9 protein-coding genes are annotated in these 15,608 nt (G+C 59.0%); 8 read left to right on the forward strand and 1 reads right to left on the reverse strand.

Translation table 11 applies throughout. The features are described from left to right. The first annotated feature begins 20 nt into the window (after positions 1-20). The 7 genes from rplK (at position 21) to rpoC (ending at position 12,957) form a co-directional block, all read left to right on the forward strand. On the forward strand, positions 21-461 hold the full coding sequence (rplK, locus tag XX99_RS18435; RefSeq protein WP_050060845.1) for a 50S ribosomal protein L11: 441 nt from the start codon (positions 21-23) through the stop codon (positions 459-461). 21 nt (positions 462-482) lie between these two features. Next, entirely contained in the window at positions 483-1,178 is a 696-nt protein-coding gene (locus XX99_RS18440; protein ID WP_050060846.1) for a Uma2 family endonuclease, read from the forward strand. Between the two features lie 193 nt (positions 1,179-1,371). Further along, on the forward strand, positions 1,372-2,082 hold the full coding sequence (gene rplA, locus XX99_RS18445) for a 50S ribosomal protein L1 (RefSeq protein WP_050060847.1): 711 nt from the start codon (positions 1,372-1,374) through the stop codon (positions 2,080-2,082). A gap of 134 nt (positions 2,083-2,216) precedes the next feature. Continuing rightward, positions 2,217-2,753: a 50S ribosomal protein L10 gene (rplJ, locus tag XX99_RS18450; protein ID WP_050060848.1), complete on the forward strand. Its 537-nt coding sequence runs from the start codon at positions 2,217-2,219 to the stop codon at positions 2,751-2,753. A gap of 148 nt (positions 2,754-2,901) precedes the next feature. Beyond that, on the forward strand, positions 2,902-3,279 hold the full coding sequence (rplL, locus tag XX99_RS18455) for a 50S ribosomal protein L7/L12 (RefSeq protein WP_050060849.1): 378 nt from the start codon (positions 2,902-2,904) through the stop codon (positions 3,277-3,279). Between the two features lie 834 nt (positions 3,280-4,113). Next, positions 4,114-8,598: a DNA-directed RNA polymerase subunit beta gene (gene rpoB, locus XX99_RS18460; protein WP_050060850.1), complete on the forward strand. Its 4,485-nt coding sequence runs from the start codon at positions 4,114-4,116 to the stop codon at positions 8,596-8,598. 165 nt (positions 8,599-8,763) lie between these two features. Beyond that, the gene (gene rpoC / locus XX99_RS18465) at positions 8,764-12,957 is read left to right on the forward strand and encodes a DNA-directed RNA polymerase subunit beta' (protein WP_050060851.1); all 4,194 of its coding nucleotides are present in this window, start codon (positions 8,764-8,766) and stop codon (positions 12,955-12,957) included. A gap of 133 nt (positions 12,958-13,090) precedes the next feature. Here rpoC and XX99_RS18470 read toward each other — a convergent pair whose 3' ends face one another. After that, positions 13,091-13,948, reverse strand: coding sequence for an alpha/beta fold hydrolase (locus tag XX99_RS18470; RefSeq protein WP_197081905.1), 858 nt, complete (start codon positions 13,946-13,948; stop codon positions 13,091-13,093). Positions 13,949-14,245: 297 nt separating this feature from the next. Here XX99_RS18470 and XX99_RS18475 point away from each other — a divergent pair, with 297 nt between their 5' ends. Then, the gene (locus tag XX99_RS18475; protein WP_050060852.1) at positions 14,246-15,553 is read left to right on the forward strand and encodes a glycosyltransferase; all 1,308 of its coding nucleotides are present in this window, start codon (positions 14,246-14,248) and stop codon (positions 15,551-15,553) included. The last annotated feature ends 55 nt before the right edge of the window (positions 15,554-15,608 follow it).

Here is a 15,608-nt window from a genome sequence, read left to right on the forward strand (position 1 = left end):
GCCGTAAAAAGGAAAACGCAATGGCTGCACCAACAAAGAAAGTTCAGACTTCCGTAAAGCTCCAGATCGAAGCCGGCAAGGCGACCCCGGCGCCGCCCGTAGGCCCCGCCCTCGGCCAGGCTCAGGTCAACATCATGGAGTTCTGTAAGCAGTTCAACGCCCGCACCCAGAATAAGGAGATGGCCGGACTCATCATCCCCGTCGTCATCACCGTTTACGTCGATCGCACCTTCACCTTCGTCACCAAGACGCCGCCCGCGGCCATCCTGCTGAAGAAGGCTGCGAATCTGGCCAAGGGATCGGGTGTTCCGAACAAGACCAAGGTCGGAACCGTGACCGAGGCGCAGGTGCTGGACATCGCCAAGCAGAAGATGCCCGATCTGAACGCCGCCTCCGTCGAGTCCGCGGTCAAGAGCATCAAGGGTACCGCGCGCTCCATGGGCATTGACGTCGTAGCATAGACTTCGTGAAGGAGGCGTGGAATGTCAGCCACTCCAGTTCTTCAGCGCGAGACGGATCAATCCTCATCTGAATCGTCTTCGTTTGAACTGTCTTTGCGTGATATCCCGCTTCCCATCATCCTTCGGCCAGCTCAACCGCTGAGCGACGAGGACTTGCTAGCCTTTTGCGCTGCCAATCGAGGTATGGAGATCGAGAGCGACGCGGATGGAAGCATTACGATCATGACTCCCGCCGGTCCTGATAGCAGCCGCCTCAACCAGTACCTTGCAGCAGAGCTGACTCTCTGGTCCAGGCAGGCTGGGGGAATTGTTTTTGGTCCTGATCTCGGAATCCGCTTTCCTGACAAGACCATGCGCGGACCCGATGTGGCTTGGCTTTCAGCTCCCCGCTGGAATGCTCTTAGTCCCGGGCAGCGGAAAGTATTCCTGAGCTTCTGTCCGGAATTCATCCTTGAGCTTCGCTCCGAGAGTGATCGTGCCTCGACGGTTGAGGCAAAGATGGAATTTTGGCTCAGTCGTGGCGCCGAACTCGGCTGGCTCATCGATCCCCGGCGCAAGCTCGCCATGATCTACCGCCCCGGTCAGGAGCCCGCAACGCTTCTGCAACCAGAGATACTTGAAGGCGAAGGGCCGATTACCGGCTTCCGTCTGGAAATGCATCACTTCTGGGAGTATGGGATTTCGTCCACTCTCAGGAATATTGGCGTCCCGGCATAGTATTTAGTATCCGGCGCGACGCGGAAGCAGTGGCGCGATGGGTCGGATTTCAAGCTGCGACGGCTACCATAGATTTTTGATCCTTGCCTCCAGCGCCGAACTAGGTGATAATCAAAAGACGCGCTCAAACCACGGGCGTGTGCAACCACGGCCAGCAAGCAACAGCGACTGAGCGGTGGAAGACTGAGGAAGTATGTCGAGAAAAATCAGCAAGAATGTCGCGAAGGCGCGCGCGGCCGTTGAGCCCCGCCCTTACGCCCTTCAGGATGCGGTTCCGCTCCTGCAAAAAGTCAAGTACGCCAAGTTTGACGAGACTGTCGATCTCACCATGCGTCTCGGTGTCGATCCTAAGCACGCCGACCAGATGGTGCGCGGAACGGTTGTTTTGCCGCATGGCCTGGGTAAGACCAAGCGTGTAGCCGTCATCACCTCCGGTGACCGCCTCAAGGAAGCCGAAGCTGCCGGAGCCGAGTTCGTCGGCGGCGAAGACCTGGTCGAGAAGATTCAGAAGGAAAGCTGGACCGACTTTGACGCTCTGATCGCCACTCCGGACATGATGAAGTCCGTCGGCCGTCTCGGTAAGGTTCTCGGACCCCGCGGTCTGATGCCTAACCCCAAGACTGGCACTGTCACCAGCGATGTGGCCGCAGCCGTCAAGGAAATCAAGGCCGGTAAGATCGAGTTCCGTACCGATAAGACCGCCCTGGTGCACGTTCCTGTGGGCAAACTCTCGTTTACGCCGGAGAAGCTGGTCGAGAATGCGATGACTGTGATCAACAGCGTGGTTCGCGCCAAGCCGTCGGCTGCCAAGGGTAAGTACATTAAGGGCATCACCTTGAGCTCGACGATGGGCCCCGGAATTCCGCTCGACAGCGCAGTCGCCGACGCCGCAGCCAAGGCGTAAAGTTCAGCCCTTGGCTTGCTAGCTTCTAGCCGTTAGCAGGTTTTTGGCGGGGCAATATGAAATGCGACCCAAGCGGGTCAAAAAAAGACAAATGTTTTAGCTAAGAGCTAGAAGCTAAAAGCTAGAGGCTAATTATGGCAATCACCAAAGCAAAGAAGCACGAGAAGGTCGCCCAGCTCGCGCAGGAGCTTCAGGGCTCGACCAGCGCCATCGTCGGCACCTTCGCCAAGCTCACCGTTGCGCAGGATTTCGAGCTGCGCAAGACCGTTCGCGCCGCTGGCGGCCGTTATCGCGTTCTCAAGAACAAGCTCGCGGCACGCGCATCGCAGGGAACGCGGATCGAAAGCGCGCTGCAGGGGCTGAAGGGTGTTTCCTCCGTGGCCTACACCAGCGGCGACCCGGTCGCGCTGGCCAAGGCGCTCTCGACCTGGGTCGAGGACAACTCGCAGTTCACTTTCAAGCTCGGCATCGTCGACGGCAAGGTTATCAATGTTGAAGAGGTCAAGGCCCTCGCAACCATGCCCGGCAAGGAAGAGATCTTCGCGAAGCTCCTCTTCCTCATCAACTCGCCGGCGCAGCGTCTGGCCTCGGTCATCAATGCCACCGGCCGCGATCTGGCAGTGGTTCTCGGCCAGGGCGTCGAGAAGGAAAAGTTCGTAGCAGCAAGCTAACTGCTGGCTGGTTTACCGGATTCGTCGCCGGGAAGCTTTGGGGGGTGCCAGTCTGGGCACATCGGAAACCTTGGGGTGGAGCGAGCGGCAACCGAAGCGTCAAGGCGCTTTGGCGGCAATACAAATTTAGTTTTACGTGGAGACAATCATGGCGGATTTACAGCAATTGGAAGATCAGATCGTTGGGCTCAGCCTGCTCGATGCGGCAGCCCTGGTGAAGAAGCTCGAAGAGCGTCTTGGCGTTTCGGCAGCAGCAGCGGCTCCGGTGATGGTTGCCGGCGGCGCGGGTGCAGCGGCAGCTCCGGCAGCCGTTGAGCAGACCGAGTTCACCGTCATCCTGAAGGATGCCGGCGCGAACAAGATCAACACCATCAAGGCCGTACGCGAAGTAACCGCGCTCGGTCTGAAGGAAGCCAAGGATCTGGTCGATGGAGCTCCCAAGCCGTTGAAGGAGAACATCAGCAAGGAAGACGCCGAGGCCATCAAGAAGAAGTTCGAAGGCGTCGCCACCGTCGAAGTCAAGTAGTTCCAGTTGTCAGGGTGGAGAGTGTAGGGCTCAGTAAAGGCGATTTCTTTGCCCTGAGCCCTGTACTTAGACCGTTGACTTCTGCCAGCAAGTTGCATGCCAAAGCGGAACGCGCTATTCTCATAGAGGTGCGTTCCGCCCGGCTGTCTTTGTATGTCGGATTTCGAACGCGGTCTTTATCCCTTACACCAGCAACCCGGCTAGAGGAATTCGCGAGTCCCGCAAGTCGAGGGCTCGGTTGTCCGCGCGTTGGCGGTAAGGTGCTTTGAATCATCCGGTGGAATCGTCTACCGGCGTATCGACAGGATAATCGGCGGCCCTGTGGATATGATGTGAGATCGGAAGTTAGGCGGCGAACACGCAGTACGGGAATCGGCGGGAAGCAAACATTCTGTCAAGCTTTAGTGCACAATTCGGTTGTTGCGCTCGTGGGACTTGCTGTCTCTGCGAGCGTCTTTCCGTTTTGTCGGCAGATGTCTTCTCTTCCGTGAGTGCGTCGCGCCTCCTTCTTTCAGTTCCCGCCAGACAACCAGATCCACCGGCTCTTTAGCCAAACCCTCCGTGGGACGACGTTTTGTCCCGCGAGGTTGTCTTGAGTAAAGCGGAAGACTACGCCCAACGTCGCCTTTCGCGCAAGTAGTACTGGCAGTCCCATTCTTTGCTCTGTTCGAGCAAAGCCGGCGACGGCCATAAAGAATTAAACGCGATGTCTCCTCCGGACGGGGCGGAGAAGGCATGAATCGCGTGCAAAGACAGCGGATGCCGCATGACTCGAGCGGTCTTCGTTTTGCCGGAATATCGGAACCTCGTGTCGCCGAGTCTGAGGAGTGAAGAATGTCCAACGAGAACCGCGCCCTTCGTAGCCGTCTCGACTTTTCCAAAATCCCTACATCGATTCAGATCCCTAACCTCATTGAAGTTCAGCGCCGCTCCTACGAACGCTTTCTGCAGATGGACAAGCTGCCCTCGGAGCGTGAAGACAACGGCCTCCAGTCCGTCTTCACCTCTGTCTTTCCCATCACCGATTTTCGTAACATCTCGCAGCTTGATTTCGTTGATTACTCCATCGGCAACTGGGAGTGCAAGTGCGGACACCTCAAGGGTCTTCACCACCTTCGTACCGCCTGCGTTAATTGCGGCAACATGGTCATCACCGATCCGTTCCATCCCGGCGATGTTCTCTGCTCGAAGTGCGGCACCTACAACAAGAACACGCCCGACTTCTGCAACAAGTGCGGCGACCCTGTAGGTCTGCAGCTCAAGTACGACCAGGCTGAGTGCGAAGAGCGCGGCATGACCTATTCCGCTCCGCTCAAGGTGACGGTGCGCCTCACCATTTACGACAAGGACCCCGAGACCGGCGCCAAGTCGATTCGCGACATCAAGGAGCAGGAAGTCTTCTTCGGCGACATTCCGCTGATGACGCAGAACGGCACCTTCATCGTGAACGGCACCGAGCGCGTGATCGTTTCGCAGCTCCACCGTTCCCCCGGCGTCTTCTTCGAAACCGCGAACAACCGCACTTACTTCCTGGGCAAGATCATTCCCTACCGCGGATCGTGGGTGGAGTTCGAGTACGACCAGAAGAACACTCTCTATGTCCGCATCGATCGCAAGCGCAAGTTCCTCGGCACCATCTTCCTGCGCGCCCTCGGTCTGAAGGCCGACGACGAGATCCTCAAGACCTTCTATACCGTCGACAAGATCAACGTGAAGGAAGGCAAGCTTCACTGGACCATCGACGAGAAGGCCGAGAAGACGACGCACCTGCTGGGTGCGAAGCCCGCGCACGCCGTTGTTCACAAGGGTGAGGAGATTGCTCACTCCGGCCGCAAGGTTTCCCCTTCGATCCTCAAGGCGCTTCGCAACGCGAAGATCTCCGAGGTCGAGATCGAAACCACCGAGCTGGATGGAGCGGTCACTGCTTCCGACGTCATCGACACCACGACCGGCGAAGTCTTCATGGAAGCCAACCAGGAGCTCACCGCCGACAAGCTGCACAAGATCATCGAGAGCGGCGTCACCTCCATCGAGGTCTTCTTCCCCGAGCGCGACGATGTGGGCAACATCATCACCAACACCCTTCGCCGCGACTCCGTGCGCAAGCCGGAAGAGGCGCTGATCGAGATCTACCGCAAGCTGCGTCCGGGCGATCCACCGACCCTGGACACCGCGACTGCGCTCTTCGAGGGCATGTTCTTCGATCCGCGTAAGTACGACTTCTCGCGCGTGGGCCGTCTCAAGTTCAACATCAAGCTTTACGAGAACCAGGACAACTCGCCCCTCGATCGCCGCACGCTGACGCCTGAGGACTTCTACGACACCATCCGCTACCTGCTCAAGCTGCGCAAGAACATCGGCGTCGTCGACGACATCGATCACCTTGGCAACCGCCGCGTTCGCGCGGTCGGCGAGCTGATGGAGAACCAGTTCCGCATCGGTCTCGTCCGCATGGAGCGCGCCATCAAGGAAAAGATGAGCGTGTACCAGGAGATGTCGACGGCCATGCCGCACGACCTCATCAACGCCAAGCCGGTTATGGCCGCGATCAGGGAGTTCTTCGGTTCTTCGCAGCTCTCGCAGTTCATGGATCAGACCAACCCCCTTTCGGAGATCACGCACAAGCGCCGTCTCTCCGCACTTGGGCCGGGCGGTCTGTCTCGCGAACGCGCTGGATTCGAAGTCCGCGACGTGCACCCTACGCACTACGGCCGCATCTGCCCGATTGAGACGCCGGAAGGTCCGAACATCGGCCTCATCAGCTCGCTCTCGTGCTTCGCGCGCATCAACGAGTATGGCTTCATCGAGTCGCCTTACCGCCGCGTCGCGGGTGCTCGCGTGCTCGACTACGTACAGGTCACCAACGCCGGCGAAAGCGGTCTGCGTGTGGGCGATCACCTCGAGAAGTCCGAGTCGCGGAAGCTCAACGAGCAATTGAGCAAGGACAAGAAGCGTCTCATCGAGGTCGATCCGTTCTCCTTCTATCTTTCCGCGTGGGAAGAGGATCGTCACACCATCGCGCAGGCCAACATCGAGCTCGATGGCGAGGGCAACATCACCGAAGAGCTGGTGAATGCCCGCCGTCAGGGAAACTTCGTCCTCGTCGATCGTGGTGAAGTCGATTACGTCGACGTCAGCCCCAAGCAGCTTGTGTCTGTCGCCGCTTCGCTCGTTCCTTTCCTCGAGCATGACGATGCGAACCGCGCACTGATGGGCGCCAACATGCAACGCCAGTCGGTTCCGCTTCTTGTTTCCGAAGCGCCACTGGTTGGCACCGGCATGGAAGGCGTCACCGCACGCGACTCGGGCGCTGTCATTCTGGCCCGCCGCAACGGTGTCGTCGATTCGGTCGACTCCGAGCGCATCATCATCCGCGTAGAAGGCGAGCATCACCCCACGCAGCTGTCGCGTGAGGTCGGTTCCGACATCTACCAGCTCATCAAGTTCAAGCGGTCGAACCAGAACACCTGCATCAACCAGAAGCCTATCGTTCGCCACGGCGATCGTGTGGTCAAGGGGCAGGTGATCGCGGACGGTCCTTGCACCGAGCAGGGCGAGCTTGGCCTGGGACGCAACGTCCTGGTCGCCTTCATGCCCTGGCGCGGTTACAACTTCGAGGACGCGATCCTCATCTCCGAAAAGCTCGTGCGCGAGGACTATTACACGTCCGTGCACATCGAGGAGTTCGAGATTGAAGCTCGCGACACCAAGCTGGGGCCGGAAGAAATCACCCGCGACATCCCCAACGTCAGCGAGCATGCGCTGCGCGATCTCGACGAGAGCGGAGTCATCCGCATCGGCGCCAAGATCAAGCACAACGACATCCTCGTCGGTAAGGTAACTCCGAAGGGCGAGACGCAGTTGACGCCTGAAGAAAAGCTGCTTCGCGCCATCTTCGGCGAGAAGGCCGGCGATGTTCGCGATGCCTCGCTCACCTGCCCTCCCGGAATCGAAGGCACGGTCGTCGACGTCCGCATCTTCTCCCGCAAGGGACAGGAGAAGGACGAGCGCGCCAAGCTGATCGAAGCCGAGCAGGTTGCGCAGCTCGAGAAGAACCTCGCCGACGAGATTCGGATTCTCACCGACGAGCGCCTCAAGCGCCTCGAAGGCATTCTGGGCGGCAAGACGGTCCTGGCCGATCTCCACGACGAGCGCACCAACAAGCGCCTGCTCGTGAAGGACGCCATCCTGGACCGCGATGCCATCGAGCGCATCTCGACCAAGAACCTCAAGCGCATCCGCTACAACGACAAGGATCCGCGCGTGAACGAGCAGATCGACGAGATCGAAGAGATGACCTCGCGCCAGATCGACGTTCTCCGCAAGATCACCAACGAGAAGATCGCGAAGCTGCAGAAGGGCGACGAACTTGCTCCCGGCGTTATCAAGCTGGTCAAGGTCTACATCGCCATGAAGCGCAAGCTGTCGGTCGGCGACAAGATGGCCGGACGCCACGGTAACAAGGGCGTCATCGCGCGCATCCTGCCCGAGGAAGACATGCCGTATCTGCCCGATGGAACGCCGGTTGAAATCGTCCTCAACCCGCTCGGCGTGCCTTCGCGTATGAACGTCGGTCAGATCCTCGAAACGCATCTCGGATGGGCGGCGCACGAACTCGGCAAGACCATTGCCGGAATCGTGAAGACCAACCAGGATGCCAACACCATCCGCGAGATCTTCAAGGAGAAGTTCGTGGGAACTGCTGCCCTGCGCCAATTGCTCGAGCTCGACGACACGCAGGTGGTGCGCGTCGGCCTCGGCATGGAGCGTGGCATCTGGTTCGGCACCGCGGTCTTCGACGGCGCGCGGGAGACGGAGATCAAGGCGCTGCTTGCAGCGGCCGGACTTCCCAGCTCAGGCAAGACGCACCTCTTCGACGGCATGACCGGCGATCAGTTCGAGCAGCCGGTAACGGTTGGTTACATCTACATGCTCAAGCTGTCGCACCTGGTCGACGACAAGATCCATGCCCGGTCTATCGGACCGTACTCGCTTATCACCCAGCAGCCGCTGGGCGGCAAGGCGCAGTTCGGCGGACAGCGCTTCGGAGAAATGGAAGTCTGGGCCCTGGAAGCATACGGCGCAGCTTACATTCTTCAAGAGCTGCTCACCGCGAAGTCCGACGACGTTTACGGCCGCACCAAGATCTACGAGGCCATCGTCAAGGGCGAGGCGGCGATCGAACCCGGCGTGCCGGAGTCGTTCAACGTGCTCATTCGCGAGCTGCAGTCGCTCTGCCTGGATGTCGAGCTGATCAAGATGACCCCCGCAGGCGAGCCTAAGAAGCTTCCGCTTCCGACACTGGCCGCCGCCGATTAGGGATTAGCGATTAGCCATCAGGGATTAGCAAATCTCTGATGGCTATCGCCGACCGAAGATTGATTCAAGACGGCGCCGAAATTTACGCCGCCAGCAAAGAACAAGAGCAACCGCAGCTAATCGCTAATGGCTCATCCCTAAGCGCTATCTGCAAGGAGGAACACCTTGTACCGTTCCAGCCCATTTGAACTGACAAGCCCGATCACCGACTTCGACGCGATCCGCATCCAGCTCGCTTCCCCTGAGAAGATTCGCAGCTGGTCGCATGGCGAGGTCACCAAACCGGAAACCATCAACTACCGCACCTTCAAGCCGGAGCGCGATGGACTCTTCTGCGCCCGCATCTTTGGCCCCGTCACCGACTGGGAGTGCCTCTGCGGCAAGTACAAGCGCATGAAGCACCGCGGCGTCATCTGCGACAAGTGCGGCGTCGAAGTCACCGTCTCCAAGGTTCGCCGTGAGCGCCTCGGACACATCGAGCTGGCCTCGCCCTGCTCGCACGTGTGGTTCTTCAAGGGACTGCCCTCGCGCATCGGCCACCTGCTGGACATCTCGCTGCGTGACCTCGAGAGCGTTCTCTACTTCGAGTCTTACGTCGTTGTCGATCCAGGTGACTCGCCCACCCGCGAGCGCGAGATCATCAAGGACGAGACCCGCTTCCGCGAGCTCGACGCACAGTATCGCCCCACCGGCTTCAAGGGCATGATGGGCGCCGAGGCGATCAAAGAGCTGCTCAAGCGCGTCACCATCGACGAGCTGGGCATCGAGCTCCGCGAGCGCATGAAGGCCGAGACCTCGCTGCAGAAGCGCCTCAAGTACGCCAAGCGCCTGAAGGTTGTCGAAGCTTTCCGCAAGTCCGGCAACAAGCCTTACTGGATGATCCTCGATGTGATCCCGGTCATTCCGCCGGAGCTGCGCCCGCTGGTGCCACTCGACGGCGGCCGCTTCGCCACGTCGGATCTCAATGATCTGTATCGCCGCGTGATCAACCGCAACAACCGCCTCAAGAAGCTCATGGACCTCCATGCGCCTGAGGTGATCGTCCGCAACGAAAAGCGCATGCTGCAGGAAGCTGTCGACGCTCTGTTCGACAACGGCCGCCGCGGTCGCGTGCTGCGTGGCGCCAACAACCGTCCGCTCAAGTCGCTCTCCGATACCCTCAAGGGCAAGCAGGGTCGCTTCCGCCAGAACCTGCTCGGCAAGCGCGTCGACTACTCGGGCCGTTCGGTCATCGTCGTAGGGCCGGAATTGAAGCTGCACCAGTGCGGTCTTCCCAAGAAGATGGCGCTCGAGCTCTTCAAGCCGTTCATCTATCACCGCCTCGAGCAGACCGGCCACTGCACCACCATCAAGCAGGCCAAGGAAATGGTGGAACTGCAGGAGCCCGTGGTCTGGGACATCCTCGAAGAAGTCATCAAGGATCACCCGGTGCTGCTCAACCGCGCGCCAACTCTGCACCGTCTCGGCATTCAGGCTTTTGAGCCTGTCCTCGTCGAAGGCAAAGCCATCAAGATTCACCCGCTGGTCTGCACTGCATTCAACGCGGACTTCGACGGTGACCAGATGGCCGTGCACATCCCGCTGTCGCCCGAAGCGCAGGTGGAAGCGTCCGTGCTTATGCTCGCGTCGCACAACATCCTGTCGCCGGCCTCCGGTCAGCCGATCACCGTTCCTACCCAGGACATGGTGCTCGGTCTCTATTACCTGACTAAAGCCAAGAAGGGCACCAAGGGTGAGGGCCGCGTCTTCGCGAATATCGAAGAAGTGCTCATGGCGCTGGATGCCAAGGAGCTCGAAACCCTGTCGCCGATCCGTCTGCGCTACAGCGGTCCTGTCCTGGACATGACCACTGCGTACGACGATCAGGATCTGACCCATACTGAACCCGTTCAGTACGAGAAGCAGTACATCTCGACCACCGTCGGCCGCGCCATCCTGAACGATGCGCTTCCCGAGGGCATGCCTTACGTCAACGGCCTGCTTAAGAAGAAGGGCATCGGCCAGCTGGTCAACTACTGCTACCTGAACCTTGGCCTCGAAGTCACAGTGAAGATGCTTGATCGCATCAAGGAGCTGGGCTTCCAGTTTGCGACGCGTTCCGGCCTCTCCGTCGGCCTCGACGACATGGTTATCCCGGAGACGAAGTACACCGTCGTCCGCGACGCGGAGAAGCAGCGCTTCGCCGTGCAGCAACAGTATCTTGATGGCGCGATCACCAACGGTGAGCGCAACAACAAGGTCATTCAGCTCTGGTCGACGGTTACCGAACGGGTTGCCGACGAAATGTTCAACAACATGAAGAAGGCGGACGCGGAAGGAGCCATGAACCCGATTTATGTCATGGCCGACTCCGGCGCCCGCGGTTCGAAGCAGCAGATCCGCCAGCTCTCCGGTATGCGTGGATTGATGGCCAAGCCTTCGGGCGAAATCATCGAAACGCCGATCACGGCGAACTTCCGTGAAGGCCTCACCGTGCTCGAGTACTTCATCTCGACGCACGGCGCGCGTAAGGGTCTGGCTGACACCGCACTCAAGACCGCTGACTCCGGCTACCTGACCCGTCGTCTCGTCGACGTGGCGCAGGACGTCATCGTCAGCGAGAAGGATTGCGGAACCGTCGAAGGCATCTACGTCACTCCGATCGTTGAGTCGGGCGAGATCATCGAGCCGCTGCGCGACCGCATCATCGGCCGCGTGTCGCTTGAGAAGCTGAAGGACTTCGAAGGCAGCGTCATCGTCGACGTCAATCAGGAGATCGACGAGGATCTGGCCTCCGCCATTCAGGCAGCTGGCATCGAGCGCGTCAAGATTCGCTCCGTGCTCACCTGCGAGTCCAAGCGCGGCGTTTGCATCCTGTGCTACGGCCGTAACCTCGGCTCGGGGCGCATGGTAGAGCTCGGTGAAGCAGTCGGCGTCATCGCTGCGCAGTCCATCGGCGAGCCCGGAACCCAGCTCACCATGCGTACCTTCCACATAGGTGGTACCGCATCGCGAGTGTCGGAGCAGTCACGCCTCGACGCGAAGAACAATGGCTCCGTCCGCTTCATCAACCTGGTCACTGTGCGCTCCAAGCAGGGTGATCTGGTAGCGATGACCCGGTCCGGCTCCATCGCTGTCGTCGACGACCGCGGTCGCGAGAAAGAACGCTACCAGATCGTCTACGGCGCCAAGCTCAAGGTCGAAGAGAACGCGGCTGTCCAGCTTGGTCAGGTACTGGCCGAATGGGATCCCTACACCTTTGCCATCCTGACGGAAATTGGCGGAACGATCCAGTTCAAGGATCTGCAGGAAGGCATCACCCTTAACGAAGAAGTGGACGAAGTCACTGGCCTCTCCCGTCTCGTCGTCGCCGACGCAGCCGATGAGAAGCGCCAGCCGGCCATCATCATCAAGGGAGCCAAGGGCAACAAGCGTTACCTGATGCCCTCGCGCGCGCACCTTATGATTCAGGACGGAGACGAGGTCTCGCCTGGCGACATCCTTGCCAAGATCCCGCGCGAAACCACGCGCACCAAGGACATCACCGGCGGTCTGCCCCGCGTCGTCGAACTCTTCGAAGCCCGCAAGCCCCGCGAAACTGCCATCATCTCGGAAATCGATGGTGTGGTGAAGTTCGGTGAAGTGGCCAAGGGTCAGCGCAAGATCTACGTCACCGCCGACAACGGAGAAGAGAAGGAATACTCCGTACCGCGCGGTATCCACGTCAACGTGCAGGAAGGCGAGCGCCTGAAAGCTGGCGAACCGCTGATGGACGGCCCGCTCAACCCGCACGACATTCTTGCCGTGCTTGGCGAGAAGGAGCTGCAGGCTTACCTGGTGAACGAAATCCAGGAAGTCTATCGTCTCCAGGGCGTGGCCATCTCCGACAAGCACATCGAAACCATCGTCCGGCAGATGCTCCGCTGGGTGAAGATCGAGGAAGTCGGCGACACTAACTTCCTGCTCGAGCAGCAGGTCGATAAGTTCCGCTTCCGCAACGAGAACGAGCGCGCCATCGCAGAAGGAGGACGCCCCGCAATCGGCCGTCCGCTGCTGCTGGGCATCACCAAGGCCTCGCTCTCGACCGACAGCTTCATCTCCGCGGCATCCTTCCAGGAGACCACGCGCGTGCTGACCGAAGCCTCCATCAACGGAGCCATCGACAACCTGCGCGGCCTCAAGGAAAACGTCATCGTCGGCCGTCTCATTCCCGCCGGAACCGGTATGGAGTACTACCGCAACATTCAGCTCTCCCCAGAGCTGGAAGAAGCGGCCCAGAAGGTTCAGCAGGAAGTGCAGACAGCCTACGAGGAAGCCGAGCGCGAGCTCGAAATGATGCGCCAGGAAGGCGAAGCCGAAGAAATGGCCGCCTCCGAATGACCTGCGCGGTCGGCGAACCGCGGCTTACGCCGCATGAGCTGACCCGCATCATCGTAAACAGACAAAGCCCAGCGCAAGCTGGGCTTTTGTGTTTGTGTTCTCAACTCCTCCGGCAGCGGACTGGCCGTCGGATTCACTTATCGAGAAATTGAAGAAGTGAGTTGTTGAATGACGTTGGATCCTGCCATGGTGCGAAGTGGCTCACGCTGGGAAGAATGATGAGCGTGGCGCCGGGGATGGTGGCTGCCAGATACTCGGTGTGAGCGCGGGTGATGAACTCCTCATGCTCTCCATCGGCGATGGCAATCTTCGATACTGAGATTCCTGCGAGCTCTTTCGTTGTGTAATTCGGCTCTTTCTTCTGCATTGCTTCCACGGCTTCGTGAAGCGTGCCGAATCCATTGGGCGTGGGCGAGATGCGAGCGTAATCTTTCGCGAGCCGTGCTGCCAGTGCCGAAAGAATGGGCGAAGTAAAAGCGCCGGGCGCGACAGCGTCAGTATTCATGTTTGCGCCGAAGGCGTAAAGCCGGTTGATCCGCTCTGGATTCTTCATCGCCATGATGAGGCTGATGTTGGCTCCGTCGCTCCAGCCAACGAAGGATGCTTTTTTCAGATGTATTGTATCCATCACGGTTACAACATCGCTCTGCATGAGCTCATAGGACAGTGGGTGAGGTCCGAGGCTGCTGCGCCCGTGCCCGCGGCTGTCGATCAAAATCACCTCGTGGTGAGATTCGATCAAGGCCGGAAGCTGATTTCCCCAACTCAAACTGCTCGCCATTCCTCCATGCAATAGGATGACCGGCTCGCCTTTACCCACGATGCCGTACCAGATGCGGGCTCCGTCATGATCGACGTAGCCTTGCGTCGCCATTGGAGGGAGCGCCTGCTGCGCCGGCAGCGTTTCCCAAGTGGGGGTTGGAGAAACATCCTTTGCCGGTTGCGGGAAGATCATTGCGGCGGAGAGCAGAACCGAAGCGGCGAGAAGCATTCTGAATATCCTTTCCAATCTACTTATATCCGCACTGGCTCTCGCGTGGGGCGATATTGCCGGATTATCCGCACACTGCACCCTGGACGAGCGGTATCACGGAGTTACACGTCATCGTGTGCTTGCGATAACGCCATACGTGTCGAAAGTCGGCCACAATACAGGGCATCACCGGCTTCCTTTCTCGGAATAAACGGCCTCTCTCTCGTGTCCTTTCTAGCAAGAAGTCTTTGTGCTTGCACCTCGACCGCTGAGTGACATATCGAGGGATGCTTCGTGCAAACGAGAGAGGTAAAAATGAAAATCGGTTTTGTAAGCCTTCCCTTGTACGGCCATCTGAATCCTATGACAACGTTGGCGCGGCGGCTGCAATCACGCGGAAATGACGTTGTCTTCATAGGTGTTCCTGATGTCGAGCCTTTCGCTCGAGCTGCTGGGCTGTTTTTTGTGCCCTATTGCGAGAAGGAATATCCCCTCGGCACTATCACCGATGAATGGGCGAACGTGTCTAAGCTTCACGGCCAAGAGGTCTTGAACTACACCTTCCAGCACCTGTCGCCCGGTCTCACCGAAGCCGCGCTGAAACATCTTGCGAAGACCATTGCAGACGCCGGAGTCGACGCTCTCGTTCTGGATACTGCCCATTTTTTCATCGAGCTTGTTCCTATGAGCCTTGGCATTCCTTATGTTCACGTCTGGAATGTGCTTAACATCGATTTCTCTGGTACGACGCCGTCATGCCTCTTGCCTGGCATGCCAGATATCACGCCCGAAGGACTCGCCAGAAATATTGAAGGACTGGAGTGGATGGGCAGCCTGCTTGCTCCAATTGCACAACTCGCCGTCCCCTTTGCCGAGAAGGCCGGGCTGCAGATCGATTGGAGCGATCCGAGCGCAACCACTTCCAAGCTTGCCGTGGTCTCGCAGACTCCCAAGGAGTTAGACTTCCCCGGTATTCCGTGGCCTCCGCAGTTCCACCACACCGGTCCATTTCACGACAACAAGGGACGCGAGCCGGTAGCCTTCCCGTGGGAGAGACTGAACGGCAAGCCGTTGGTCTACGCGTCCATGGGAACGCTGGTGAATGGCCTCGATGATGTATATAAAACCATCCTCGCAGTCTTTAGATCACGTCCGGAATTCCAGCTTGTGCTTTCCATCGGACGGAACGTTAAGCCTGAGAGCCTCGGCCCGATTCCCCTGGACACCATCCTCGTGCCCTCTGCTCCGCAGATTGAATTGCTAAGGCGCGCAACGCTTTGCATCACTCACGCTGGGATGAACACCACTCTCGAATCGCTGGCGCAGGGCGTTCCCATGGTTGCCATTCCTATCGGTTATGACCAGCCTGGAGCGGCGGCGCGAATCGCCTATCACGGCGCAGGCGAACTCATAGAACTCGAAAGCCTGAGCGTAGCGGTGCTCGCCGAAGCTGTTCATAAGGTGCAGACCATTCCTAGCTATCGTGCGAAGGCACGTTACTTTCAGGAGGTCATTATGAATACTCACGGATTGGACCTGGCTTCCAAGATCATCGAGAAGGCATTTGCCTGCGTCGAGTCATCGGAAGCGGCCGGAGAATTCGCCGGACTTTCTCGTTCCTGAGAGATATAGCGGAGAACCTGCCCTTCGACTGATATCCCAGGCCTCGTTTCCGAGG

Source organism: Silvibacterium bohemicum, from assembly GCF_001006305.1.
Classification (GTDB): Bacteria; Acidobacteriota; Terriglobia; order Terriglobales; family Acidobacteriaceae; genus Silvibacterium; species Silvibacterium bohemicum.